Origin of the sequence: Rhodococcus sp. WWJCD1 (assembly GCF_002258735.1) — a bacterium.
In the GTDB taxonomy this organism is placed as follows: Bacteria; Actinomycetota; Actinomycetes; order Mycobacteriales; family Mycobacteriaceae; genus Rhodococcoides.
This window is the reverse complement of record NZ_NOXY01000020.1, coordinates 49,742-75,329: the sequence shown is the minus strand read 5'-3', so window position 1 is coordinate 75,329 and position 25,588 is coordinate 49,742. Positions and strand designations below refer to the sequence as shown.

General features: G+C 65.0%; 24 protein-coding genes. 3 read left to right on the top strand and 21 right to left on the bottom strand.

Features of this window, described 5'->3' with window-relative positions; genetic code table 11:
* Positions 1 to 17 precede the first annotated feature (17 nt).
* Together CH286_RS12555 and CH286_RS12550 are read right to left on the bottom strand one after the other, a co-directional pair.
* Positions 18 to 827, bottom strand: coding sequence for an alpha/beta fold hydrolase (locus CH286_RS12555; RefSeq protein ID WP_032401491.1), 810 nt, complete (start codon positions 825 to 827; stop codon positions 18 to 20).
* A 4-nt stretch (positions 828 to 831) separates the two neighbouring features.
* Positions 832 to 1,569 (bottom strand): alpha/beta fold hydrolase, encoded by a 738-nt coding sequence (locus tag CH286_RS12550; protein ID WP_032401490.1) that lies wholly within the window; start codon positions 1,567 to 1,569, stop codon positions 832 to 834.
* 36 nt (positions 1,570 to 1,605) lie between these two features.
* Here CH286_RS12550 and CH286_RS12545 point away from each other — a divergent pair, with 36 nt between their 5' ends.
* On the top strand, positions 1,606 to 1,917 hold the full coding sequence (locus tag CH286_RS12545; RefSeq protein ID WP_094609377.1) for an antibiotic biosynthesis monooxygenase family protein: 312 nt from the start codon (positions 1,606 to 1,608) through the stop codon (positions 1,915 to 1,917).
* A gap of 10 nt (positions 1,918 to 1,927) precedes the next feature.
* On the opposite strand, the gene CH286_RS12540 is transcribed toward CH286_RS12545, so the two are convergent.
* Both CH286_RS12540 and CH286_RS12535 read right to left on the bottom strand, forming a co-directional pair.
* On the bottom strand, positions 1,928 to 4,240 hold the full coding sequence (locus CH286_RS12540) for a putative bifunctional diguanylate cyclase/phosphodiesterase (RefSeq protein WP_052058239.1): 2,313 nt from the start codon (positions 4,238 to 4,240) through the stop codon (positions 1,928 to 1,930).
* A gap of 173 nt (positions 4,241 to 4,413) precedes the next feature.
* Complete coding sequence (locus CH286_RS12535) at positions 4,414 to 4,851, bottom strand: OsmC family protein (protein WP_032401489.1); 438 nt, start codon at positions 4,849 to 4,851, stop codon at positions 4,414 to 4,416.
* A 111-nt stretch (positions 4,852 to 4,962) separates the two neighbouring features.
* On the opposite strand from CH286_RS12535, the gene CH286_RS12530 reads away from it, so the two are divergent.
* On the top strand, positions 4,963 to 6,150 hold the full coding sequence (locus CH286_RS12530) for an alpha/beta fold hydrolase (RefSeq protein WP_094609595.1): 1,188 nt from the start codon (positions 4,963 to 4,965) through the stop codon (positions 6,148 to 6,150).
* A gap of 65 nt (positions 6,151 to 6,215) precedes the next feature.
* Positions 6,216 to 7,538: a serine hydrolase domain-containing protein gene (locus CH286_RS12525; RefSeq protein WP_094609376.1), complete on the top strand. Its 1,323-nt coding sequence runs from the start codon at positions 6,216 to 6,218 to the stop codon at positions 7,536 to 7,538.
* Between the two features lie 168 nt (positions 7,539 to 7,706).
* Here CH286_RS12525 and CH286_RS12520 read toward each other — a convergent pair whose 3' ends face one another.
* From CH286_RS12520 to tilS, 17 genes are all read right to left on the bottom strand, one after another.
* Positions 7,707 to 10,247, bottom strand: coding sequence for an ATP-dependent Clp protease ATP-binding subunit (locus CH286_RS12520; protein WP_032380134.1), 2,541 nt, complete (start codon positions 10,245 to 10,247; stop codon positions 7,707 to 7,709).
* A gap of 274 nt (positions 10,248 to 10,521) precedes the next feature.
* On the bottom strand, positions 10,522 to 12,045 hold the full coding sequence (gene lysS / locus CH286_RS12515; protein WP_032380133.1) for a lysine--tRNA ligase: 1,524 nt from the start codon (positions 12,043 to 12,045) through the stop codon (positions 10,522 to 10,524).
* A gap of 36 nt (positions 12,046 to 12,081) precedes the next feature.
* Entirely contained in the window at positions 12,082 to 12,504 is a 423-nt protein-coding gene (locus CH286_RS12510; protein ID WP_032380719.1) for a rhodanese-like domain-containing protein, read from the bottom strand.
* 11 nt (positions 12,505 to 12,515) lie between these two features.
* Positions 12,516 to 13,085, bottom strand: coding sequence for a cysteine dioxygenase (locus CH286_RS12505; RefSeq protein ID WP_032403768.1), 570 nt, complete (start codon positions 13,083 to 13,085; stop codon positions 12,516 to 12,518).
* A 135-nt stretch (positions 13,086 to 13,220) separates the two neighbouring features.
* Complete coding sequence (locus CH286_RS12500; RefSeq protein WP_032403767.1) at positions 13,221 to 14,021, bottom strand: type III pantothenate kinase; 801 nt, start codon at positions 14,019 to 14,021, stop codon at positions 13,221 to 13,223.
* Positions 14,022 to 14,025: 4 nt separating this feature from the next.
* Complete coding sequence (gene panD, locus CH286_RS12495; protein ID WP_032403785.1) at positions 14,026 to 14,457, bottom strand: aspartate 1-decarboxylase; 432 nt, start codon at positions 14,455 to 14,457, stop codon at positions 14,026 to 14,028.
* 4 nt (positions 14,458 to 14,461) lie between these two features.
* The gene (gene panC / locus CH286_RS12490; protein WP_094609375.1) at positions 14,462 to 15,406 is read right to left on the bottom strand and encodes a pantoate--beta-alanine ligase; all 945 of its coding nucleotides are present in this window, start codon (positions 15,404 to 15,406) and stop codon (positions 14,462 to 14,464) included.
* Complete coding sequence (locus CH286_RS12485) at positions 15,403 to 16,317, bottom strand: Rossmann-like and DUF2520 domain-containing protein (protein WP_032380129.1); 915 nt, start codon at positions 16,315 to 16,317, stop codon at positions 15,403 to 15,405. Before CH286_RS12485 ends, panC begins: the two co-directional genes overlap by 4 nt.
* Positions 16,318 to 16,431: 114 nt before the next feature.
* Entirely contained in the window at positions 16,432 to 17,733 is a 1,302-nt protein-coding gene (locus CH286_RS12480; RefSeq protein WP_176458222.1) for a DUF6779 domain-containing protein, read from the bottom strand.
* Between the two features lie 90 nt (positions 17,734 to 17,823).
* On the bottom strand, positions 17,824 to 18,294 hold the full coding sequence (locus CH286_RS12475) for a DUF3180 domain-containing protein (protein WP_032403783.1): 471 nt from the start codon (positions 18,292 to 18,294) through the stop codon (positions 17,824 to 17,826).
* Positions 18,291 to 18,800, bottom strand: coding sequence for a 2-amino-4-hydroxy-6-hydroxymethyldihydropteridine diphosphokinase (gene folK, locus CH286_RS12470; RefSeq protein ID WP_032380128.1), 510 nt, complete (start codon positions 18,798 to 18,800; stop codon positions 18,291 to 18,293). The genes CH286_RS12475 and folK overlap by 4 nt, the downstream gene beginning before the upstream one ends.
* On the bottom strand, positions 18,797 to 19,201 hold the full coding sequence (gene folB / locus CH286_RS12465) for a dihydroneopterin aldolase (protein ID WP_052058247.1): 405 nt from the start codon (positions 19,199 to 19,201) through the stop codon (positions 18,797 to 18,799). The genes folK and folB overlap by 4 nt, the downstream gene beginning before the upstream one ends.
* Positions 19,198 to 20,046, bottom strand: coding sequence for a dihydropteroate synthase (gene folP / locus CH286_RS12460; protein ID WP_170944710.1), 849 nt, complete (start codon positions 20,044 to 20,046; stop codon positions 19,198 to 19,200). Before folP ends, folB begins: the two co-directional genes overlap by 4 nt.
* Before the next feature lie 19 nt (positions 20,047 to 20,065).
* Positions 20,066 to 20,734, bottom strand: a complete 669-nt coding sequence (gene folE / locus CH286_RS12455; protein WP_037178265.1) for a GTP cyclohydrolase I FolE — start codon at positions 20,732 to 20,734, stop codon at positions 20,066 to 20,068.
* A 149-nt stretch (positions 20,735 to 20,883) separates the two neighbouring features.
* Complete coding sequence (gene ftsH / locus CH286_RS12450; protein ID WP_094609373.1) at positions 20,884 to 23,742, bottom strand: ATP-dependent zinc metalloprotease FtsH; 2,859 nt, start codon at positions 23,740 to 23,742, stop codon at positions 20,884 to 20,886.
* A gap of 289 nt (positions 23,743 to 24,031) precedes the next feature.
* Positions 24,032 to 24,583 (bottom strand): hypoxanthine phosphoribosyltransferase, encoded by a 552-nt coding sequence (hpt, locus tag CH286_RS12445; protein ID WP_032380712.1) that lies wholly within the window; start codon positions 24,581 to 24,583, stop codon positions 24,032 to 24,034.
* An 11-nt stretch (positions 24,584 to 24,594) separates the two neighbouring features.
* Positions 24,595 to 25,587: a tRNA lysidine(34) synthetase TilS gene (tilS, locus tag CH286_RS12440; RefSeq protein ID WP_255182643.1), complete on the bottom strand. Its 993-nt coding sequence runs from the start codon at positions 25,585 to 25,587 to the stop codon at positions 24,595 to 24,597.
* Position 25,588 lies beyond the last annotated feature (1 nt).

Genomic DNA, 25,588 nt, shown 5'->3' with positions numbered 1-25,588 from the left:
CGACGCAGGATAGTTCGCTACCGCGAGAGAAACTCCACGAGCGCGGCGTTGACCGCATCGGGGCGTTCGAGGTAGCCGAAGTGACCGGTGTCGGCGATTTCGACGTACTGCGCACCGGGTATCGCGGCGGCAACGTCGCGGCACTGCTGTACCGGAATCATGCGGTCATCAGCGAATCCGATCACCAGAGATTTCGCCCTGATTGCGCGGTACGCCGCCAATCGGTCTGTTCCGGAACGCATTTCGAGTCCGATCTGCGCCCGCATTCCCGCCGTCTTCCTGCCGCCCGAATATTCGAGAACTGCCAGCCAATCACCGATCGCACTGTCGTCGGCCAGGGTCTTCGGTGAAAAGTTCTGCATCGCAGTCATTGCCGCGCGGTACGACGCGGGAAGTTCGATTCCGGCGTCGTGGAGATCTTTCTCGCCCTTCGACATCTGCGCACGAAAGGTGGTGGTCCTGCCGAAGGTGGCCATCATCACTGCATGCGACACCAGATCCGGCCGGGCCAAAGCCAATTCCTGGGTGACGCGAGCCCCCATCGAGGTGCCCACGACGCGCGCGGGGCCACCACCGAGGTGCTCGACGAGGGCGGCGGTGTCGGCCACCAGGTCGTCGAGCGTCATCCCGCCCGCGCACTCGGAAGACGGTGCGATGCCGCGATTGTCGAATGTGACGACCCGGTATCCCTGCTTCACCAGGGTCGGAACCTGGTGGGTTCGCCACACTCGTCCCGGACTACCGGTGCCCATCACCAACACCACCAGTGGGCCGTCGCCGGTCACGTCGTAGTTGAGGTCGATTCCGTTGAGCTTCGCGAGCGGCATCGGATCATCTTAGTGTGCGCAGGAACCCCTCGACGGCCGTGCGATATCGCTCGGGGCACTCGTCGTGAATCAGGTGCGCTGCGTTCTCGATCCGCACATACGTCGATTCGGCATTGCGTACGTGCATCTGTCTCATCTGCCCGGCCGGTGTGATGGTGTGTTCGCCCTCGATCAGCAACACCGGAGCATCGACGGCATCCCATTCGTCCCAGAAATGACGCGTACCCCATTCCTGCGAGATCGCCTCGAAAGTGTCGATGTCGCCGTGCAGTCGCCAGCCGTCGTCATCGCGCTCGAAGGAGTCCAGAAAGTATTGTCCTGCAACGTCTCCGAAAAACGCACGCACCGCATCCGCGTCGGGAAAGGGTTGCGGCCATGCCCTCATCATGGTGGCCCAATCGTCGGCGGTGCGGCCGCGGAAGTCCGGCGCGATGTCTTCGACGACGAGAGCGGTCACCAGGTCGGGTCGCCGCGCTGCCGCACACCAGGCGTGCAGCGCCCCCATCGAATGGCCGATCAACACACTCGGGCCGAGCGACTCCAGATTCTGCAGAAGGTCCGCTACGAACGACTCGGTCGTGAGCTCGGCCGGTGCCGGCCGCCGGTGCCCGGGTGCGTCGTAGGTGTGCACGTGCCCGAATTCTCGAAGCCACGGAACCTGTCGACGCCAGGTGGCCGCACTGCCCATCAACCCGTGCAGCAGCAGTATCGAACGGCCGGATCCACCCTCGTCGTAGAGCATCACCGCCGAGCATAACGGCGGAGTAATCTCGCGAGCATGGCCATTGTGAAGATCAACGCGATCGACGTACCGGAGGGCGCAGGCCCCGAACTCGAGAAGCGCTTCGCCGCGCGTGCCGGAACCGTCGACGGCTCCCCCGGATTCCTCGGGTTCCAGTTGCTCCGGCCGGTCAAGGGTGAATCGCGCTACTTCGTCGTCACCCAATGGGAAGACCAGGAGTCGTTCCAGGCCTGGTCCGGTGGACCGTCTCGCCAGGCACACGCCGGTTCCGGTGAGGGCAAACCGGTTTCGTCGGGAGCGTCACTGCTCGAATTCGAGGTAGTGCTGGACGTGCCTGCCACATCGTGAGCAACGCCGCTCAGATGCGTTCGCGAGCGAGTTCCCACTCGAGTTTCGTCGGCGTCTCCGAATCAAGTTTCGTCACGGCGTCGGCCAGGAACTCTGCGGGCATCGGTCTACCCAGGAAGTAGCCCTGGGCACCGTCGCACCCGAGCAGTCGGAGCGCATCGAGCGTGCCCGCGTCCTCGACCCCCTCTGCCATCACTCGTACCCCGAGGCTTCGAGCCAGGTCGATGGTCGAGCGCACGATCGACGCATCGGTGTCGTCGGTGTTCATCTTCGACACGAACGAGCGGTCGATCTTCAGCGTCTGCACCGGCAGACTCTGCAGATAAGCCAACGAGCTGTACCCGGTGCCGTAATCGTCGATAGCAATGGTCACCCCCAAACTGCGCAGTGACGCCAGCGCGTTCACCGAACGCACCGGGTCGGTCATCGCGGTTGTTTCGGTGACCTCGAATTCCAGGGTGTGCGCGGGCATCGCGTACTTGGCCAGCGCAGCCGACACCTGTTCGGTGAGTGTCTCGTCGAGCAAATTTCGGACCGAAAGATTAACCGAGACAGACAGATTTATGCCGCCTCGCCGTAGCGCGCTGCACTGCGCCAACGCCTCGTCGAGCACCAACGCGGTGATGGCGGGCAGCATGCCGGTGCGCTCGGCGTCGGGCAGAAAGATCGACGGCCCGATCAAGCCCTCACGTGGATGCTGCCACCGCAGCAGAGCTTCGACGCGATCGACGCTGCCCGATTCCAGATCCAGGCACGGCTGGAAGAACACCCGAAGCTGATGATCCCGAATCGCAGTGTCGAGCTCGCCCAGCAACCGCATCTGATCGTGGCGGTCACGATCCATGTCGGGTTCGTATCGACCGACTCGGGTCTGCCCTGCCTTGGCCGCGGTCAGCGCCACATGAGCCTGCTGCATCATCGCCTCACCGTCGATCGGCGTCGCCGACGCGCCCTCCGGCCGGTGTGCACGTGCCGCCGACTCTTCGATCGCCGCTATTCCGACCGTCGCGTCGAGGGCGACGTTGATGTCGTGGACGAACATCTTGCGACTGACGGCGAACTGCAGCTGTGCGGCGGTCTCGCACACATCGATCCGATCGGGACTTCTGCGCATCGCCACGACGAATTGATCACCACCGAGGCGTCCGACCAGATCGTCGGATCGAACCGATGCGACGAGTCGATGGCCGATCTCACGGAGCACGCTGTCGCCCACGCTGTAACCGAACGTCTCGTTGATCTGCGCGAAGCGGTCGATGTCGACCACCAGCGTGAAGACGTCCGAATCACCTCGAGTGGCGAGCATCGTGTCCAACCGCTCCCGCAGTAGACGCCGACTGGCGAGTCCGGTCACAGCGTCCGTACGTGCAACGTCCGCGAGGATGGCGGCCTGCAGTCGCAGAGTCCGCACGAAGCGCGCCATTCGGAATCCGACCAGCAGGATGACCAGCGCCGAGGATCCCACGATGACCCAACCCCATTGCTCGACGGGGACGCCGCGGACCAGCTGCACAGTCATCACCGTCGGTGTCACGGCGACCGCAACCGAGAGTCCGAAAAACCGTCCCCTACCGAATTTGAACGGACCGGGCCGGGCGGCCCGCCTGGCCGACTTCTGCACATCGTGCAGGGCGACCACTCCGAAGCAGACGTACGAGGCCAACCACAACACGTTCGGAATCGTCGATCGGTAGACCTCGGTATTGCTCGCGGCGGCGTAGGACGCGAAGTCGGCGGATACGAGCATCAGTACCCCTGCTGCCGCGGCCAGAAGGGGAACTGTGGCCGACCGGGTGACGAGGTACAAACTGCCGACGAGGGTCAGCAAGAACGCGTCGACGGTGAGGTATGCGGTTGCCGGCCACAGGGCCATCGCCTCCGAGAACGACCGGGTCGAGCCGTCGGAGATGACGAACACCCACGTGACGAGACCGAATCCGACGGCGACGATCAGGCACTCGTACAGTTCCTCCAGCCCGAACACCAGACCGTTCTCGTCGGCGGCCCGGGCGAACCCGATTGCGAGGATCGCGTAGCCCAGAAGGTAGGGCACGTCGGCAGCGGAGAACGTCGGCACCCGACCACCGTCGATCTTCATCACAGCTATCAGCGCGTCCCCGATGCCCCAGCTGCCGAAGCCGACGGCCATGTACTTCCACGTCCGCTTGTCCGGGCCGGGTTCACCCACGTAGCGATGCACGAAGGCGGCCACTGTGGCCGAGACCACGATTGCGTAGATCGCGTTCCGGGGTAATCCCTGCGGGGCAATTGCGTAGGCCACCACCGCAATCGCACCGAGGCCCAGGAAGCGCGTCCACAACATGGTGGGCCGATCCTTCCTAGGCCGCTCGGTGCGTACCCCGAACGTACGCAACAGCCGATCGAACCCGACGTTTGACCTCGATTCGTCACCGAATCATCCGTAGATGGGTCAATTAACGAACTATTTCAAACCTGACGATCGTTCGCCAGTCTCACATCGGGCCCCGCGTCTGTTCAGCCCTCCAAAGACGCATCCAAAGTGATGTCGACGCCGGTCAGCGCCTTGCTGACGGGACACGTTTCTTTTGCGGCCTGAGCAGCCTTCGCAAACCCGTCTGCGTCGAGACCGTCGACCTCGCCTCGAACGGTCAGCTTGATACCCGTCAACTTGAACCCGGGCTGGTCGGGACCGAGCGAGACGTCGGCGGTGACCTCGAGGCTCTGCGGGGTACCACCCGCCTCGGCGATCAGGGCCGACAGCTGCATCGCGTAGCAACTCGAGTGAGCAGCTGCGATCAGTTCCTCGGGGCTGGTGGTGCCGTCGGCATTCTCGGCGGCGCGCTTGGGAAACGACACGTCGAAAGTCGCTGCGCCGGAACTGGACAGCTCGACCTGGCCGGAACCCTGCTCGAGAGTGCCGTTCCAAGCTGTGCGTGAGGTACGAGTTGGCATCGGACTTCAATCCTTTCGTTGTCGACCCTGTGTAGGACCGATACTCAGGCTAACGTCGGCGGCACGGCCGGGCCATCGAGTGCGGGAATCTCGACACGAAGGATGCAACAGATGAAGAAGTGCGTGTACGCACTCGCGATCGCGTCGACGGTGATCCTGGCGAGCGCAGTGGTGTCGACCCCGGTGGCGAGCGCCGATTCACTGCGAGACTTCTACGACGCGCCCGTCCCGACCATCGCCGCAGCGGCCCCCGGCGAGGTGGTGCGGACAAAGCCGGTCACCTCACCCAAGGGATTCGGATTGGGCTTCGACATCGAACGCATTCTCTATCGGTCCAACGACACTCACGACGACCCCATGGTCGTGTCCGGGTACTCCATGACCCCCACCGCTCCGTGGCCTGGCCCCGGCCCGCGGCCGGTGATCGCCTACGCGCCCGGCACCTCCGGCATGGCCGACCGCTGCGCTGGATCGGCCGTCCTCGGCACCGTCGGGTCGTCCCCGGCCATCCTGCCGCTGCTCCTGGCCGGATACCGCGTCGTCGCAACCGACTACCAGGGGCTGGGCACTCCCGGCGGACACACGTATCTGAACCGGCTCGCCTCGGGCCGCGCTCTGCTGGACGCAGCCAGAGCGGCAGACGCCGACCCAGCCACCCCGGTCGTGTTGTTCGGCTACTCCGAAGGCGGATTCGCGTCGGGAGCCGCCGCCGAACTCGCTGCCACGTACGCCCCGGACCTCGATATCGTCGGGGCGTATGTCGGTGCACCACCGGCAGATCCGACGCTCAACATCGACAACCTGGACAACACGACTCTCGGCAGCGCCGTACTCTTCGCCGTCGACGGCATGATCAACTCCTACCCGGAACGAGCGGAGAACATCCGCAGCTTCTTCGACTCCGACGGCGTCGCCGCGCTCGATGCCGCGCAGAACTGGTGCACCACCGACCCCGCGGCCACCGAGATAGTGCACACCAACGACCTCACCCGGGACGGCCGACCACTGATCGAGCAGCTGAGCAACCCAGCTTTCGTCGAGGTGACCGCAGCGAACACCGTCGGCCGCATCGCCCCCACCATGCCGGTGTACCTGTCGCATGCAGTCGAAGACGACACCGTGCCCATCGAGCAGAGTCGAACTCTGCGCGAGCGCTGGCAGGATCTGGGAGCCCGGATCACCTACCGCGAGTACGAGTTTCCAGCCATCCCGTACAAGGGCGCGAACCACCTCCCCGGGTCTCTGGCCGCCTACTCCGACGTCCTGCCCTGGATCGCCGACCTCGTGCGCTCGAGCTGATCTCAGGTGTGAAATCAGGGTGTTCACCGAGGCGTCGACCCCGGTGACGTTGGTTCACTCCATCCATGCGAATCGTGCACGCCCTCTTGACCGTCGCAGCAGTCCTGACCGCATCGCCTACCTTGCCCGGTGGTGAGACCGCGTCGGATGTCGCGGTCGTCGCCCAGGAATTGGGCCTGCCGGGAGTGGCTTTTCGAGTGGTCTCCGAACGTGAGGTCATCGAGAACGTCGAATACGGGGTGGACGGACACGGTGCGCCGATCGATGACGGCACGCCGTTCGTCTGGGGTTCGGTGTCGAAGTCGGTGACGGCGGCGACGGTGCACTCTCTCGCCTCGCAACATCGCCTCGATCTAGGTGGCACCGTGAATTCGGTTCTCCCGGAGAGCGATTCGATCCTTCCCGACGACGTCACGATCACCGACCTGATCCACCACACCAGCGGACTCCCCCACGACGTCGCCCGACTCGATGTGTGGGGACGAACCGACCGGGCACTCGACGTCGTGCCCACCCTCGACGTCACCGCTGCCGAGCGTGGCACTTTCCGATACTCCAGCCTGGATTACCTACTGTTGCAGGCCATCGTCGAGAAGATCACTGCCGAACCGTTTGCGAACGTCGTGGCTCGTGAAACCGGAGTGCACACCGCGGGTGCCGTCGCGCCCGGACACGTTCCGTTCTTCGGATTACCCCGACGCGTCGACACCGGGATAGATGCCGCCGGACTCGGCTACGGCTACCTCGGTGGTTCGATCGACGAACTCTCGCGTTACGCAGCGCGGCAACTGACCGACCCGGCGTCGAACAGTCTCGATACGGTGCCGACCGGCTCGGGCATGGCATACGGAGACGGGTGGTACGTCGAAACGCTGTCCGACGGTACCGAGATGCGATGGCATTCCGGAGCGGTTCCCGGCTACTTCACGCACGTTGCGCTGATTCCCGAACGCCATCTGGCCGTGGTGTTCGCGGCCAACAGATACGGCGAACTGGAGGCCGAAAACCTGGCGTCGGCGGCCCGCTCACTCGTCCTCAACCGACTCGGAATCGACGAGCCCCGCAGCACCGGCCTCGGCATGTACGAGATTGCGCTGATCGCGTCGAGCACACTCGCGGTGTTGCTGGCACTGTGCGCAGGCCGAATCCTGCTTCGCATCAGGACTGCCCCGGGTCGATGGGCACCTGCGCACATCCTGATGGCCGTCATTGCCGGCGGAACGCTGTACTTCGGGATGCCGATGCTCACCGGTACCCCCATCTCGACCCTTTCCCGCTGGGCTCCGGATGTGACGCTGTTGTTCTGGATCGTGCTGGCCGAACTTGCGATCATCGCTGGTGCTCTCGCCGCCCGGGCCCTCCGTCAATGGACCACTGCACACGTCTGAGCGGTTCAAAGGTCCATTCACCCACGGAACTGATCTGCGTGAATGGACCTTTGCATACGTCTGGGCGCTGCAGGGGTCCATTGACGCGAACGGGGCGGACGCCGGGTGGACACACAACAACGGGCGACCCTCCGAAGAGGATCGCCCGTTGTGTGGAGCTGGTGGAACTTACTCGCTGTCGCTGTCTCCGGTGGCCTTGGCCAGATCGACCGGGACCTCGTCGGGGACGATGATGGCCTTCTTCTCACCGCGGAACGTGAACTTCGCGTCCTCGCCTGCGCCTTCGCCGTCCCAGTTCTCGACGTCGACCAGGATGATCTGGCCGGCTTCGATTTCGCCGAAGAGGATCTTCTCCGACAACTGGTCCTCGATCTCGCGCTGGATGGTGCGACGCAGTGGCCGCGCACCCAGGACGGGGTCGAATCCGCGCTTGGCGAGCAACGACTTCGCCTTCTCGGTGACCTCGATCGCCATGTCCTTGTTCTTGAGCGCACCTTCGACTCGGTTGAGCATGAGATCGACCATCTGGATGATCTCGTCCTTGGTGAGCTGGTGGAACACGACGATGTCGTCGATACGGTTCAGGAACTCGGGGCGGAAGTGCTTCTTCAGCTCGTCGTTGACCTTGAGCTTCATCCGCTCGTAGTTCGAGCCGGTGCCTTCACCCGAGGAGAAGCCGAGGCCCACTGCCTTCGAGATGTCCGAGGTACCGAGATTCGAGGTGAAGATCAGCACGGTGTTCTTGAAGTCGACCGTGCGTCCCTGGCCGTCGGTGAGACGGCCGTCTTCCAGCACCTGCAGGAGCGTGTTGTAGATCTCCTGGTGGGCCTTCTCGATCTCGTCGAACAGCACGACGGAGAACGGCTTGCGGCGAACCTTCTCGGTGAGCTGGCCACCCTCTTCGTAGCCGACGTATCCGGGAGGAGCACCGAACAGACGCGAGGCGGTGAAGCGGTCGTGGAACTCGCCCATGTCGATCTGGATCAGCGCGTCGTCCTCACCGAAGAGGAAGTTCGCGAGAGCCTTCGACAGCTCGGTCTTACCGACACCGGACGGGCCGGCGAAGATGAACGAGCCCGACGGACGCTTCGGGTCCTTCAGACCTGCACGGGTACGACGGATCGCCTTCGAGACGGCCTTGACTGCCTCGACCTGTCCGATGATCCGCTTGTGCAGCTCGTCCTCCATGCGGAGCAGACGAGTGGTCTCTTCCTCGGTGAGCTTGAAGACGGGGATGCCGGTCCAGTTGCCCAGAACCTCGGCGATCTGCTCGTCGTCCACCTCGGCGATAACGTCGAGATCGCCGGAGCGCCACTGCTTCTCACGCTCGGCACGCTGACCGACGAGGGTCTTCTCCTTGTCGCGCAGGTTCGCAGCCTTCTCGAAGTCCTGTGCGTCGATGGCCGATTCCTTCTCCCGGCGCGCGTCGGCGATCTTGTCATCGAACTCGCGCAGGTCTGGCGGCGCGGTCATCCGGCGGATGCGCATCCGCGCGCCCGCCTCGTCGATGAGGTCGATTGCCTTGTCGGGCAAGAACCGATCGTTGATGTACCGGTCGGCCAACGTGGCGGCCGCGACGAGTGCACCGTCGGTGATCGAGACGCGGTGGTGTGCCTCGTAGCGATCGCGCAGACCCTTGAGGATCTCGATGGTGTGCTCGACGGTCGGCTCGCCGACCTGGACGGGCTGGAAACGACGCTCGAGTGCGGCGTCCTTCTCGATGTACTTGCGGTACTCGTCGAGGGTGGTGGCACCGATGGTCTGCAGCTCACCACGAGCCAACTTCGGCTTGAGGATCGACGCGGCATCGATGGCACCTTCGGCAGCACCCGCGCCGACGAGCGTGTGCAGCTCGTCGATGAACAGGATGATGTCGCCGCGGGTGTTGATCTCCTTGAGCACCTTCTTCAGGCGCTCCTCGAAGTCACCGCGGTAACGGCTGCCGGCCACGAGCGAGCCGAGGTCGAGGGTGTAGAGCTGCTTGTCCTTGAGCGTCTCGGGAACTTCGCCGTTGACGATGGCCTGAGCCAGTCCCTCGACGACGGCCGTCTTACCGACACCGGGCTCGCCGATCAGAACAGGGTTGTTCTTGGTACGACGCGAGAGCACCTGCATGACGCGCTCGATTTCCTTCGCGCGACCGATGACCGGGTCGAGCTTGCCTTCGAGTGCTGCCTGGGTGAGGTTGCGACCGAACTGATCGAGGACCAGTGACGTGGACGGGGTGCCCGCCTCGCCGCGGCCGCTGCCGCTCTCGGACGGCTCCTTGCCCTGGTAACCGGACAGCAGCTGAATGACCTGCTGGCGTACCCGGTTGAGGTCGGCTCCGAGCTTGACCAGAACCTGAGCTGCGACGCCTTCGCCTTCGCGGATCAGGCCGAGCAGGATGTGCTCGGTGCCGATGTAGTTGTGGCCGAGCTGCAGTGCTTCACGCAGACTGAGCTCGAGTACTTTCTTGGCGCGCGGGGTGAACGGGATGTGACCGGACGGAGCCTGCTGGCCCTGGCCGATGATCTCCTCGACCTGGCTGCGTACTCCTTCGAGGGAGATGCCCAGCGACTCGAGAGACTTGGCGGCGACGCCTTCGCCCTCGTGGATGAGGCCGAGCAGAATGTGCTCCGTGCCGATGTAGTTGTGGTTGAGCATCCGGGCTTCTTCTTGAGCCAGGACGACAACACGCCGCGCGCGATCGGTGAACCTCTCGAACATCGCTCTCCCTCACTTCTTGGTGGGTGGTAGCTCGCCCACCAGTTCTTCTAGCGCCGCAGTGTCCATACGCTGAGGTCGCTTGTGCATTTGAAGGTAAGACTGGTACTCACTGTAGTTGGCCGACGTTACGAACGCCGACCCTCCACCCCTGAAATGCTGCGCGACCGCCCGCAAATACGGACTGCCTTGCCTGCTTACTGTTCATAACGCAGGCACAATGCAAAACGTTTCCCATTCGATGTCCGCTGCTGGCGAACAGCGCTGTACCGACCGATCAGGCCTGGGAGGGCTTGACGATCGGAAACAGGATCGTTTCGCGGATGCCGAGGCCGGTCAGCGCCATCAACAGACGGTCGATGCCCATGCCCGTTCCGGTGGTCGGCGGCATGCCCTGCTCCATCGCGGCGAGGAAGTCCTCGTCCAGAACCATCGCCTCGTCGTCGCCCGCCGCAGCCTGACGAGCCTGGTCCTCGAAACGCTCGCGCTGGATGATCGGGTCGATCAACTCGGAGTATCCGGTCGCCAGCTCGAATCCGCGAACGTACAGGTCCCACTTCTCGGTGACGCCGGGCTTGCTCCGGTGCTGCCGCGTCAGCGGGGACGTCTCGACGGGGAAATCGCGAACGAACGTCGGCTCGGTCAACGCGTCACCCACCTGGTGTTCCCACAGCTCCTCGACCAGCTTGCCGTGGCCGTAGATCGGGACGCCGTCCTTGCGCGGCACGTCCAGCCCGACCTTGTCCGCGATCGCGAGCAGTTCGTCGACGGTGGTGTCGGGGGTGACGTCGAACCCGAGCGACTCCGACAACGACGGGTACATCTCCAGCGTCGTCCATTCTCCGCCGAGGTCGTAGGTGGTGCCGTCGGGCAACGTCACGACCGTGGATCCGAGCGCGGCCATGGCCACCTCTTGAACGAGCTCACGCGTCATCTTCGCCGAATCGTCGTACGTGCCGTAGGCCTCGTACGTCTCGAGCATCGCGAACTCCGGCGAGTGCGAGGAGTCGGCACCTTCGTTACGGAAGTTGCGGTTGATCTCGAATACCTTCTCTATGCCGCCGACGACGCATCGCTTGAGGAACAGCTCCGGCGCGATCCGCAGGTAGAGATCGGTGTCCATGGCATTGGAATGGGTGACGAACGGCCGGGCCGCGGCACCGCCGTGCAGCGTCTGCAGCATAGGTGTCTCGACTTCGAGGAAGCCGCGACGCTCGAGCGCGTTGCGTAGTTCGCGAACCACGGCGATGCGCTTGCGCGCAGTTTCGCGCGAGGTCGGGTTGGTGATCAGATCCAGGTAACGCTGCCGGATGCGCGTCTCTTCGCTCAGTTCCTTGTGCGCGACGGGCAACGGCCGCAACGACTTCGACGCGATCTGCCACGCGTCTGCCATGACCGAGAGCTCGCCGCGACGGGAGCTGATCACCTCTCCGTGCACGAACACGAAGTCGCCGAGGTCGACATCGGCCTTCCATGCTGCGAGGGCGTCCTCGCCGACGCCGGCCAGGCTGATCATCGCCTGCAGCTGGGTACCGTCGCCCTCCTGCAGCGTGGCGAAGCACAGCTTGCCGGTGTTGCGGACGAAGATGACGCGGCCGACGACTCCCACGATGAGACCGGTGGTCGTGTCGGCCTCGAGCTCGGGAAACTCGGTGCGGATCTCGAGCAGAGAATGGGTCCGCGGAACCGACACCGGGTACGCCTCGACCCCGCGCTCGAGCAGCGCAGCGCGCTTGGCACGACGAATCCGTAGCTGCTCCGGGGTGTCGTCGGCGGGCTGGGTAGAAGCTGTATCACTCACGCGCAGATACTTTACAGTCCGAGCGTGTAAGGACGGTCAGTGCGCTGCGACGGCCTCTGCCTCACGAACACAGTGCTTGGCCTGCGTCAACACTCCGAGCAGCCCGGCCGATTTGAGGGCCTGATAGCCGCCGACCAGATCGGTGGCCTTGTGCAGACCCAGCAATTTGAGCGACGCGGCCGCGAGCGAGGAGGTGTAGCCCTCGGAGCAGATGACGATCCACTCGACGTCGTGGTCGGTGGCGATCGCCAGACGCGCGTCGCTGGTGGGATCCAGACGCCATTCGAGAACGTTGCGTTCGATGGCCAGCGCGCCGGGCAGCGTTCCCTCGACGGCACGCTGGGCCTGCGGGCGAATGTCGATCACGACGGCACCGCGGTCGACTGCGTCGCGCAGCTCGAAGACGGTGATGCGGTCGATGGTCTCGCGAGCGGATTCGAGCATGTCGACGATGGTCATGGTGTGGATGGTCATCGTGTGGCCTTCTCGGGTTCGTCGGTGAGCTCGCTGCGGGTGCGGCGCAGAGTCGCGCGCTCTGTCACCTCGTAGTAGGACATTGCCGTCAGTGGCGGTGAGTATGCGTGCACGCTGAGAGTGGGCCCGGCCGTGGTCGACGCCGGATCGTGCATCACGTCGTGCACCCATCCCAGCGGGAAGGCCGCCTGATCTCCAGCGTCGAGATGACGCTCCTTCAGTTCGGTTCCTGCCCAACGATATTCGAGCAGCGACCCACTCAGGACGGTCAGTGCACCGAGCGATCCGGCGTGATCGTGCAGTTCGGTGGATCTCTCGGGAACCCAGCTGATCAACCAGAGGTCCAGATCATCGTCGGAGTGCAGTCGAGTGGCCCAGCGCTCGTCGGTAGGCCACAGCCCACCGCCGGGCAGCAGGTGGTCGAAACGACCTTCGAGGACGTCCGATGCGCCTTGGTCGGTGATCCGCAGCAGGTCGGGAGGACGCAGCCGCGTCGGCAACGTCGAGACCGATCGCGAGGACAATGTGGGTCGGGAGGGTGCAGAAAATACAGGTGTGGAAAGCATGAAGCTCTACTCCAGGGGTGTGTGACGAACGAGGCAGCGGTCAGCCTCGACAACACTCCTGGGTGGCCATGCACGTCATCACGCCGACGATTCTGACACACGAACGCCCGATGCGCTACCCGCTTACCGAAACATTCAGCGCGGACGCCGTTTTGCCATGTTTCGTTCGTAGACCAGTCGCAGCCCTTCGAGCGTCAGGTCCGGTTCGTGGTGCTCGATGGTGGTCGACTCGGGCAGGATCAGCGCCGCGATGTCTCCGGTGCCGATGACCGCGACGTCCGTACCGGTAACCTCCGGCACCTCGCGCCTGATCCGTCCGACGAGACCGTCCACCAGGCCCGCGAACCCGAAGATGGTGCCCGACTGGATGCATTCGACGGTGTTCTTGCCCAGCACCGACCGCGGTCGGATCATCTCCACCTCGCGCAGCGTGGCGGTGCGGGTCGACATCGCCCACGCCGACATTTCGAGTCCGGGCGCAATGGCACCGCCGAGGAATTCCCCTTTGGCGGATACTACGTCGACGCAGGTGGTGGTGCCGAAATCCACCACGATGCACGCCGAGTCGTACAGATCATGCGCGGCAAGGGTATTGACGATCCGATCGGCTCCGACTTCTTTCGGGTTGTCCACCAGCAGCGGAACGCCGGTCCGGACGCCGGGTTCGACGACCACGTGCACCACATGATCCCAGTAGCGCGTGAGCATGGTGCGCATCTCTCGAAGCACCGACGGCACCGTCGACAGCGCGGTGATGCCGGTGATCTGTTCCGAATCGGCTCCGAGCAACCCACGCAACATCAACGCCAGCTCGTCGGCCGTCACATGAGGGTCGGTTCGAATGCGCCAGTCCCGCAGCAGCTTCGAGTGATCACCGGTGCCGGTGAACAGCCCGACCACGGTGCTGGTGTTGCGCACATCGATCGCGAGGAGCATCGAATCAGACCAGCACGGAATCGGCCCGGAGATCGCGCGGCGTGATCAGACCCGAGCCCGCAGGCGCATGAGCCGGGTCGCTGCCGAGTTCGACCGGCCGGTTCTTCTCGTCGACGAACACGACCCGAGGCGCGTAGTCGGCGACTTCCTGCTCGTTCATCACTCCGTAGGCGATCAGAATGACCAGGTCACCAGGGTTCACCAAATGCGCTGCAGCACCGTTGATTCCGATGACCCCGCTGCCGCGTTCACCGGTGATCACATAGGTTTCCAGCCGAGCCCCGTTGTCGATATCGACGATGGTGACCTGCTCGCCTTCGAGCAGATCGGCGGCCTCCATCAGATCCTCATCGACAGTCACCGAGCCCACGTAGTGCAGGTCTGCATGCGTGACGGTGGCGCGATGGATCTTGGACTTCATCATGGTACGAAACATCGTGTCACTCTCCACTTTTCGGATCGTCAGGACTGTTCTTTTCTGGTCGTTCCGCAGGCTCCACTCCTGCCTCCAAAAACCCGGTGCCGACTGCGACACCGACGTTGTCGATCAATCTCGTGGTACCGACCTTGGCCGCCACGAGCAGTCTGCCGTCTCCGCGCTCGGGAGCCGGGCCGAGATGCGGGTCTCGTACCTCGAGGTAATCGACCTGAACCAGCGGTGCCTCGTCCAGAACGGCACGCGCAGTGGCGATGATGGCCTCGGTGCCGCCTGCCGCAGCGTGTGCCCCGGCCACCAGCGCGGCCGACAGCGCCATCGCCGCATCACGCTGCTCGGTATCGAGATACCGGTTACGCGAGGACAGTGCGAGACCGTCCTGCTCGCGGACCGTCGGTACCCCGATGACGGCGACGTCGAAATTCAGATCTCGCACCATCTGCCGGATCAGAGTCAGCTGCTGGTAGTCCTTTTCCCCGAAGTACGCGCGATGGGGAGCCGCGATCTGCAACAGTTTGGCGACGACGGTGAGCATGCCCGCGAAATGCGTTGGCCTACTGCCGCCTTCGAGTTCTGCGCCGAGCGGTCCGGGATTGACGGTGGTGCGCGGTCCCGCCGGATACATGTCCGATACCGACGGCGCGAAGACCAGCTCGACGCCCTCCTCGCGGAGTAGCGCGACATCGGCGTCGAGGGTTCGTGGGTAGGCATCGAGATCCTCGCCGACCCCGAACTGAAGGGGGTTGACGAAGATCGACACGATGACCACCGCGCCGGTGAGCTTGGCCTGGCGCACCAATTGCAGGTGACCGGCGTGCAGCGCGCCCATGGTCGGCACCAGCGCGACCTGCTTCCCGACACCCCGTAGGGCCTTGGACACCGACGTGATCACCGCGGGATCGTGGTGAACTGTCAACTGCCCCTTGGTGTAGCTACCCGCGAGGGTCATTGCTTCCCTTCCAGAAGTTCGATCAGGTCTGCCCTGGCACCGATGCGCTGCGCAGAGCGAAGAGACAGCGCCCGATACCCGGCAGCGATGCGAGGATCGACGGTCCCCAGCACGTCGAGGTGCTTACCGACGGCGGCGGTATCGCCTCGGGCCACCGGGCCGGTGAGCGCCGATTGCCCGTTGCGCAGTGCATTGTCCAGCGCAGCTTCGAGCAATGGAGCCAGAACACGCTCGGGCACACCACGTTCGGCGTCGGAACCGGGAAAACCTGGTCCGGCCAACGCAACTCGAAGCGCTTCGACCGCGTCGACCACAAGGGTGACGAGGTGATTGCTACCGTGCGCGAGCGCAGCGTGGTAGAGCGCCCGATTGTTCTCGGCCACATGCACCGGCTCGCCGCCGATCTCGAGCACCAGAGCCTGCGCGACGGCGTATCCGATCTCGTCACTCGCGGTGATCCCGAAACACGCCGCCGTCATCCGGTCCGTGTCCTCGGCTCTGCCGCTGAACGTCATGGCCGGATGGATGGCAAGAGGCACGGCACCGAGGGCGGCCAGTGGTTCGAGGACCGAGACGCCGTTCGCACCGGAGGTGTGCACCACCAATTTTCCGGGCGCCACCGCTCCCGTTGCTGCCAGTCCGGCGACGATCGACGCCAGTTCACTGTCCGGCACAGCAAGAATGAGCAGTTCTGCGCGGCGAGCGACGTCGTCGACCGGCAGAACCTGCGACTCGGGCAAACGGTCGCGCACCCGAGCGAGCGACGCGTCCGACACAGCGGCAGCACCGACGACAACGTGACCGACGCGTTCGAGCGCCTCACCGAATGCAGTACCTACCCGCCCGGCCGAGACGACACCCACCGTCAATCGAGCTGGAGACAGACCACCAGTGAACCCTGATGAGGTCACCGAAAACTTCCTCTCGTTCGTTCCAGTCCCGCTCGGCGGGTACCAGACGTCCTGCAGGGAACAATAGCGACAGCGGCACCGACGGTGCCATGGAAAACCGGTGTGATCTGGTTCTCAGTCTGCGCGACGGCGACGACGACGCGTGCCTGCGTCGGTGGTCGTCGTGTCGGCCGAGTCGCCGCCGGCCAGACCGGCCATGATCTCGGCGACGGAACGGCCGTTCGAGTGTGCGCCGGTGGCATCCTCGTCGGTCGACTCTGCGCGCCTACGACCGCGCCGAGGCGAACTGGAAGTATCCACGGCCGAAGTCTCGTGGTCACGATCGGCCGAGAAGAACGCATCCGCCGATTCACGCAACGCACTGCGGGACGCCGGGTAGGCGTCGCCGTCCTGGGCCGAGTCCGATCCGTACGCAGGACCGGAAACGTAGTCCGCTGCAGGCTCGGTCTCGGAATACTCGGGCTGATCAGGCTCGACGGGGGTCGAGAACTCGGGGGCCTGGTACTCCTCGGCCACGTCGTTCTCGGCCTCGTACGTTTCCGCGGCGGGCTGAGGTTCGTAGTCCTGCGCGTCCGGCTCCGCTGCCGGCGGACGCGTCTGCTCGAAGTTGTACGCCGTGAACGGCGAGCTGGGCGGAGTGACTCGCGCGGCCGGCCTCGGCGCGCCGTACGGACGCGGTCGCGCTGCTGGGCGCTCGAAAGCATCGACCTCGTCCACCGCTGTTGCCGTCGCGTCGTAGCTCGGCTCCTCGGGCTCGAACGAGTTCTCGGCGTACGAACCCTGCGCGGCGGTGGCCTGCGGCATCTCGTCCGGTCCTTCGGGGTACACCACCGACGTCTCGGCCGTGACCGGCTCGTCGTAGGGAGTTCCGACACCGTTGCTGTTCCCACCACCGGGGATGTACAAGCCGGACGGCGCAGGCTGGTAGCTGTCGTATCGCCGACCGCCGAGTTCCTGCATTCTCATCGCCTCGGCCCGCAACGCGACGCGTTCGGTCGGCAGATTGCCGTCGAACAGCACCTGCAGGTTCTGGCGGAGTGCGGCGAGTTCGTTGCGCAATGCTGCGACTTCGTCGATCTCCATTCGCGATTCGCTACGAACCCGGGCCTCGACGCTCATCTCGTACTCGCGTCGCGCCGAAATTTCACGGGCCAACTGCAACTCGTAGACCGTCTGCAGATCCTTGGCCTTGGTCTGGTCCGCAGCCGATTCCCGGCGGTACTTGGTCATTGCGAAAGCACCGATCACGGCAGCCCACAGCGCCGAGAGAACGCCGACCCTCATCCACTGCACACTCTCGGTAAACAACAGGAACACGCTGGCGACGATGCCGAACACGACGAGCGCCGCAAGAAACAGCTGGCTCGCACTACGCCTGTTTCGGCGCCCCTTCTTTGCGCGAGTCTGATCTGTCATGTTCACAAGGGTAACTGGCAACCCGTTCGCAAATAGTCATCCTCGGCCGATCGCTTACACAACCGAGGTAACAATCAAATGTTTCGTGCGTTACCGGGAACGCTCGTCGTCCCGATCTTTCGGGGTTCGGCAACACTGCTCCAGCCATACCGCGGCACCGACGACGGCCACTCCCGCAACCAGCGCCACCATCGCCCCGACCCGATCGGACGACGCGGCCCGCACCGTTGTGGCACGCGGCATCACATACACCAGAAATCCGACACACACCCCGACGACAGCCGTCCCCACCAGCATCGATGCCTTCGCCAGCACCAGTGCCCTGTACACCGTCAACGGATTCAGATCGTGCAGTCCGGTGCCCACGCGGTGCTCCGCGATGCGATTGCGGACGATCACCGCGGTCACCACTTCCACCACCGCCACCAGATACAACGACGCCCCGGCGTACACCGGAATCGGCGGTAACGAACCGTAGAAAACCCGGACCAGCAGCCAGGTGCCGACCGAGGCGACCAGGAAAATACCCAAGACATCCCCGACCTTGGTGGGATTGGTCACCACAGGCGATCACCGATGCCGTCGAGACGTACGACTCCGGCACGCTCCTCCGCACTCAATCGCGACAGCAACTCGGTCACCGGCACATCCTCGTCACCGACGCGCAAGGTGGCGTCGGGTTCGACATCCAGCCACGGCAGCAGCACGAACGCCCGCTCGTGCGCGCGGGGATGCGGCAGTAGTAGTCGAGGGTCCTCGCTGATCACGTCGTCGCACACGATCACGTCGACGTCGAGGCTGCGTGGCCCCCATCGCTGTACTCGAACGCGATCCGCCGCTTCTTCTAGTTGCTGCCCCAGGCGCAACCAGTCCCAGGGGTCGTACGCGTCGTCCTCGGCCACCAGGGCCGCATTGAGAAAATCCTGCTGCTCGACGCCACCCCAGGGCGCAGATCGGTACACGGCCGAACAGGCCACCAGTCGCGATCCCAATTCTGTTGTCACAGAACGTAAGTGACCGAGCGAGTCGCCGATGTTACTGCCGATCGACAGCACCGCACGCGTCACGTCCGCTCCCGGTATGCCACCACGGCCACGTCCTCGAATGACAGTGGGATGGGGGCAGACGGCTTGTGCAGCACTACTTCCACCGCGTCGACGCGGGAATCGTATGCCAGCACCACCTCGGCGATCTCGGCCGAGACCGTCTCGATCAGGTCCCTGGAAGGTCCCGAGATCACGGCCGCGGCACGTTCGGCCAGTTCGCCGTAGTGCAGCGTCTCGGTCAGATCATCGGTCTCGGCTGCGGGACGAAGACTCATCCACACGGTGATGTCGACGACGAAGTCCTGACCGTCACGCTTCTCGAAGTCGAAGACTCCATGATTACCGCGGACCGTCAGGCCACGTAGTTCGATGCGGTCGCCGCGACGCGTTCCGAGACCGTCGCGGCCACTGCTCTCGCTCATGCCCGATCACCCTGCCATGCCTTGACGACGGCGACCGCGTCGAGTGACGCCTGGACGTCGTGCACCCGCACGCCCCAAGCGCCACCTGCGACAGCGAGTGCCGATACGACAGCCGTGGCGATCTCGCGTCCGTCCGGTGGTCGAGGCGAACCGTGTTCGTCGGCCAGAAGCGACCCGAGGAAGCGTTTGCGAGAAGCACCGACGAGTACCGGAAAACCGGCCGCCACCAGCTCGGGTAGGCCGCGAAGCAGTTGCCAGTTGTGCTGGGCGTTCTTGGCGAAGCCGAGACCGGGGTCGAGCACGAGCGCCGATTCGTCGACGCCCGCGGCCATCGCACGATCGACCTGTTCCAGTAGTTCGCTGCGTACGTCGGCAACCACGTCGTCGTACCGGTCGGCCGGACCGGAGTGCCGATACTCGGACCCGGCGGCCCGCCAGTGCATCAGGATCCACGGCAACCCGCCGTCCGCGACCACCCCGGCCATGGCCGAATCGGCTCGTCCGCCCGATACGTCGTTCACTATCGACACGCCTGCCTCGATGGCGGCCTCGGCGACCGAGGCGCGCATCGTATCGACACTGGTCACCACGCCTTCTGCGGCCAGCGCAGCGATCACCGGCACCACACGCTCGGCCTCGAGAATCGGATCGATCCGGTCGGCCCCTGGACGCGTCGATTCACCACCGATGTCCACGACGTCGACTCCGCGGCGATGCATCGCCAACCCGTGCTCGACGGCGGCGTCGACGTCGAGGTACCGACCGCCGTCGGAGAAGGAATCGGCAGTGACGTTGAGAACGCCCATGACGACGGGGGCCGAGGGGATACTCCTCGCAGGACTCATCTGGTATCGACCGGTAGCGTCATTTCCGCAGAATCAGGTCCAGTGCTTCCGAACGCGATGCCGCGCTGGACTGCAGCAGACCGCGCACGGCCGAGGTGGTGGTGCTGGCCCCCGGCTTGCGAATTCCGCGCATCGCCATGCACAGGTGTTCGGCCTCGATGACGACGATCGCTCCGCGCGGGTCGAGCTTGCGCATCAAGGCGTCGGCGATCTGACTGGTCAGACGTTCCTGCACCTGAGGGCGCTTGGCGTACATGTCCACCACGCGCGCCAGTTTCGACAGGCCGGTGACCTTGCCGCTCTTGCCGGGGATGTATCCGACGTGTGCGACGCCATGGAACGAGACCAGGTGGTGCTCGCACGTGGAGTACATCGGGATGTCGCGGACGAGTACCAGTTCCTGATGACCCTCGTCGAACGTCGTGTTCAGCGCCGTGTCCGGGTCGGTGTAGAGCCCGGCGAAGATTTCGCGGTAGGAACGCGCGACGCGGGCCGGGGTGTCGAGCAGGCCGGGGCGATCGGGATCCTCGCCGACGGCGATCAACAACTCACGTACTGCGGCCTCGGCGCGAGGCTGGTCGAAGACTGCCCCGGTGGCGTAGGCAACCGTCTGCTCGACCGCGCGCTGCTCGACTGCCGGGACTTCTGCCGAGTCGCTGGTCGACTCGTCGGTCCGATTGACTGACACGTGAACGTACCTCCGTTTGGGCTTCACGAATGTGACGGCTGGGCCCACCTGCAACGGTCCGAAGAGAACAATTGCGGATGAGCCCAACACAGTTCGAACGACGTGCTGGGCCGACCGTCACGATCGACCCAGCAAGCCTAATGACAGGCCTAGCGGTACGAACCCCCCGGCCCTTCCCAGCGGTGCGTCTGCGGACCTTCGTCGCCGTCGTCCTCGGCTCGCTCGTCGCGCCGCGAATCCTCGGACGAAGTGTCGCCGGAACGGTCGTCGCCGGGAAGCGGGTAGTTCTGCGACGGACCGGGCACCTGCCACGACGGGGCCGACGGCTCCTCGTGGGCGGAACCGTCCGGGTTCTCGCCGTACGGAGGCGCGTGTCGGGACGTCCGACCTTGATCCCGCGTATCCGGCCGGAACGGATCCGGCTGATACTGCGGCGGTTGGTACGCCTGTTGGCCGGTCGGCGGTTGGTACGACGGCGGCTGCTGATACGTCGGGTGCTGTCGGTAGGTCGGCTGGCCCTGAGGAGGCTCGTACCGATTCTGTTCCGGCCGATCCGATTCCGGCTGCTCACGACTCGGCTGGTTCTGGGCCGGCGGAGTGGTCGGGCCTTGGTAGCGCGGGACCGACGGCTGATCGCGCGGCGGCCAGCCCGGAGCAGACCATCCTGCCGGAGCGCCGTAATCGGGCCGTGAACCCGAATTGGGGGCCGGCCGTGGTTCCGGTCTGCGATAGCCCTCGGAGTAGCCGCCCTCGTTGGGAGCACCACCGTTGGGAGCGCCACCGTAATTGCCGTTGGGGCCACCGCCGTTGTAGCCGCCACCATGCACCGGGCCGCCGTTGCTCGGGGCACCGTTGCTCGGGGCACCGTTGCTCGGAATCCCGTTGGTCGGGGCACCGTTCGTCGGGGCACCGTTCGTGGGAGCGCCGTTCGTCGGGGCACCGTTGAGCGGGCCGCCGTTGTATCCGTTGCTTCCGTTCGGGTAGCCGCCCTTGCTCAGCTGCGGCGAACCGGAGTAGCTGGGCTGCGGAACCTGTTGCGGCGGAAGCTGTTTCGGAGCCGGCGGTACCGGAGGCCACGGCTCGCCGCGCTCGGCGGCGAGTTCGCGCGGAGTCTTCACCGGCGGCTTGTCCGAGGGCTTGCGGTCACCGAAGTCGTTGAACAAGGTTATCCGCGGGCGCTTGGTGACGCTGTGGAAAATCTTCTCGAGGTCCTTGCGGGTGAGCGTCTCACGTTCGAGCAGCTCGGACGCGAGCGTGTCGAGCAGGTCGCGGTACTCGTTGAGGATGGCCCACGCTTCGGTGTGCGCAGCTTCGATGAGCTTGCGCACCTCCTCGTCGATCTCGCGGGCGACCTCGTGCGAGAAGTCGGACTGCTGGCCCATCGAACGGCCGAGGAACGGATCGCCCTGTTCCTGCCCGTACCGAACGGCTCCGAGCTTGCTGCTCATGCCGTACTCGGTCACCATCGCGCGGGCGATCTTGGTGGCTTGGTCGATGTCGGATGACGCACCGGTGGTCGGCTCGTGGAAGACGAGCTCCTCCGCCGCGCGGCCGCCCATGGCCATCACGAGACGAGCGATCATTTCCGACCGCGTCATCAGGCCCTTGTCGTCCTCGGGCACCGTCATCGCATGGCCGCCGGTACGACCGCGAGCGAGGATGGTGACCTTGTAGACCGGCTCGATATCGGGCATCGCCCACGCGGCGAGTGTGTGTCCACCCTCGTGGTACGCGGTGATCTTGCGCTCGTGCTCGCTGATGATGCGGCTCTTGCGGCGCGGACCACCGACGACGCGGTCCACCGACTCCTCGAGGGAAGCCTCGGTGATGACGGTGCCGTTCTCACGCGCGGTGAGCAGCGCCGCTTCGTTGATGACGTTGGCCAGGTCTGCACCCGACATTCCGACGGTTCGCTTGGCGAGACCCTCGAGGTCGGCGTCCTGAGCAACGGGCTTGCCTGCCGAGTGCACCTTCAGGATTGCTCGACGGCCGGCCAGGTCGGGGGCACCGACCGGAATCTGCCGATCGAAGCGGCCCGGACGCAGCAGCGCGGGGTCGAGGATGTCGGGGCGGTTGGTCGCGGCGATGAGGATCACGCCGGTGCGCTCACCGAAGCCGTCCATCTCGACGAGCAACTGGTTGAGCGTCTGCTCGCGCTCGTCGTGCCCGCCGCCCATACCTGCACCGCGCTGGCGACCGACGGCGTCGATCTCGTCGACGAAGATGATGCAGGGGCTGTTCTGCTTGGCCTGCTCGAAGAGGTCGCGTACGCGGGATGCACCGACACCGACGAACATCTCGACGAAGTCCGAGCCCGAGATGGTGAAGAACGGGACGCCCGCCTCGCCTGCGACGGCGCGTGCGAGCAACGTCTTACCGGTTCCGGGAGGGCCGTAGAGCAGCACGCCGCGCGGAATCTTGGCACCGAGCGCCTGGTAGCGCGCCGGGTTCTGCAGGAAATCCTTGATCTCGTACAGCTCTTCGACAGCCTCGTCCGCACCTGCCACGTCGGCGAAGGTGGTCTTGGGCATGTCTTTCGTCAGCTGCTTGGCCTTGGACTTGCCGAAGCCCATGACTCCGCCGCGACCGCCACCCTGCATGCGGCTCATCACGAAGATGATCACGCCGAGGATCAGCACCATCGGAAGGATCAGCAGCAGGAAGGAGCTGAACCAGCTCTCCTGGGTGACGGTGGTGTTGTAGCTGTCGAGGCCCTGTGAGTCGACCTTGTCGAAGATCTGCTCGGACGCCGAGTCCGGGTACTTCGCGATGATCTTCGTCTCGTTGTCGGTGGCGTCGGAGGCCTCTTTGAGTGTCAGCCGAACCTGTTGCTCACGGTCGTCGATCTGCGCGGACTCGACGTTGCGATCATCGAGCTGGGCGATCGCCACCGAGGTGTCGACCGTCTTCCAGTCCCGCGTGTCGTTACCGAAGTAACTGAAGGCATAGATCACCAACAGAATGCCGAAAACGATGGCAAGATTTCGTATTACTGTCTTCCGATTCATACAGCTTCAGCCGACTCGGCCGTGTCCTTTCAGTCCGCTCCCGCGCGCTGGCTGCTCCCTGCCCGCCGGATACTCCAGGCTAGCGCGAGACTCGGACATCTGACTCGCTCATACCTGGCGCTCTGCGTCCACGCACCTGTTTGCGTCGACGCTTCTTCCCCTCCAACGACCGCACTCCCCCGGCAGTTCCCCACCTCTTCGGCACCCTATCCGCATCGATGGACCATTGCATACGTGTCGGCGCGGCAATGGTCCATTCACGCGAACGGGGCGGACCGAAGGAACGGACTCAGCTGTAGACCTTGGGATCGAGCAGGCCGATGTACGGCAGATCTCGGTAGCGCTCGTTGTAGTCGAGGCCGTATCCCACGACGAACTCGTTGGGGATGTCGAAGCCCACGTTCGCGACTTCGACGTCGACCTTGATGGCGTCGGGCTTGCGCAGCAGCGTCACCACCGACAGCGAGGCAGGCGAGCGGGTCGCGAGGTTGCGCTTGAGCCAGCTCAGAGTCAGACCGGAGTCGATGATGTCCTCGACGATCAGCACGTGGCGTCCGGTGATGTCGCGGTCGAGGTCCTTGAGAATCCGGACGACGCCGGAGGACGACGTCGACGAGCCGTAGGAGCTGACCGCCATGAACTCGAGCTGCGCCGGGATGGGCAGCGCCCGGGCGAAGTCGGTCATGAACATGATCGCGCCCTTGAGGACGCCGACCAGGAGCAGGTCGCCTTCCGGGGAGCCTTCGGGATACCGCTTGGCGATCTCTTCTGCGAGTTCCGCAGTGCGCGCTTTGATCTGTTCCTCGGAAATGAGAACCGATTCGATGTCGCCCTCGTACACGGGGTTTCCCTTCATTCGTTCTCCAGGCCGACGCTCAGCCTGCCACGTCGACGCGAGCACACCAACCTGGCGTCGGGCGTTCCGCCTGGCAGGGCAACCCCGCCCTGGCCAGTCCACCGTACGACAAGGGCATCGACGGCTCGGAGCTGTCGATCGGTCGACGACGTCACTCCCCGGCCGAGCAACCATCGGCGCAGCACGCGGCGGCGTACTGCGGGGGCGAGCGTCTCGATCGCCGAGACCTCGATGTCCGGTCCGTCGGTGTCTGCAACGGACCCGGCAAGCGCGTCGAGCACGTCGCCGTCCTCACGCAACTGCTCGGCCGTCCGCGCGAGCGCAGCGGCGACGCCGCCGCCCAGCACGTCCTCGAGCAACGGCAACACCTCGTGGCGCAGCCGCACCCGAGTGAAATCGCTATCGGCGTTGTGCGGATCCTCGAACGGCTCCAGCCCCAGCTCGACGCAGGCAGCCCGGGTGATCGCCCGCCTGACTCCGAGCAGCGGACGCCCCCACGGTGCGGCGAACGCCGTCATGCCCGCAATCGACCGCGGCCCCGATCCGCGGCCCAACCCGAGCAGCACCGTCTCGGCCTGATCGTCGAGAGTGTGCGCCACCAGCACCGACGCGTCGCCGCGGGCGAGATTCAACGCGTCGTACCTGGCTCTGCGGGCCGCTGCTTCCGTCCCTCCGGAACCGGTGACGTGCACCGGCAGAACCCGGGCATCGACCACACCCAACTCCAGCGCCCGTGCCGCCGCCGTCGCCGCGACCTCGGCCGAACCTTCCTGAAGTCCGTGGTCGACGATCAGCGCACGCACGTTCGGGGCCTCGGCCTCGGCCACGGTCGCGGCCGTCAAGGCGAGCGAATCCGCGCCACCGGACAAGGCAACGGCAACCGGACCGGGGTGCGCAGCGAGCCACGCCCGCACCGCATGCCGAATCTCCAGCAGGGCAGGGCCCTCGGGCAATCTGGGTCGTTCCGCGGGCTCCACTCCCTCGGGCAAG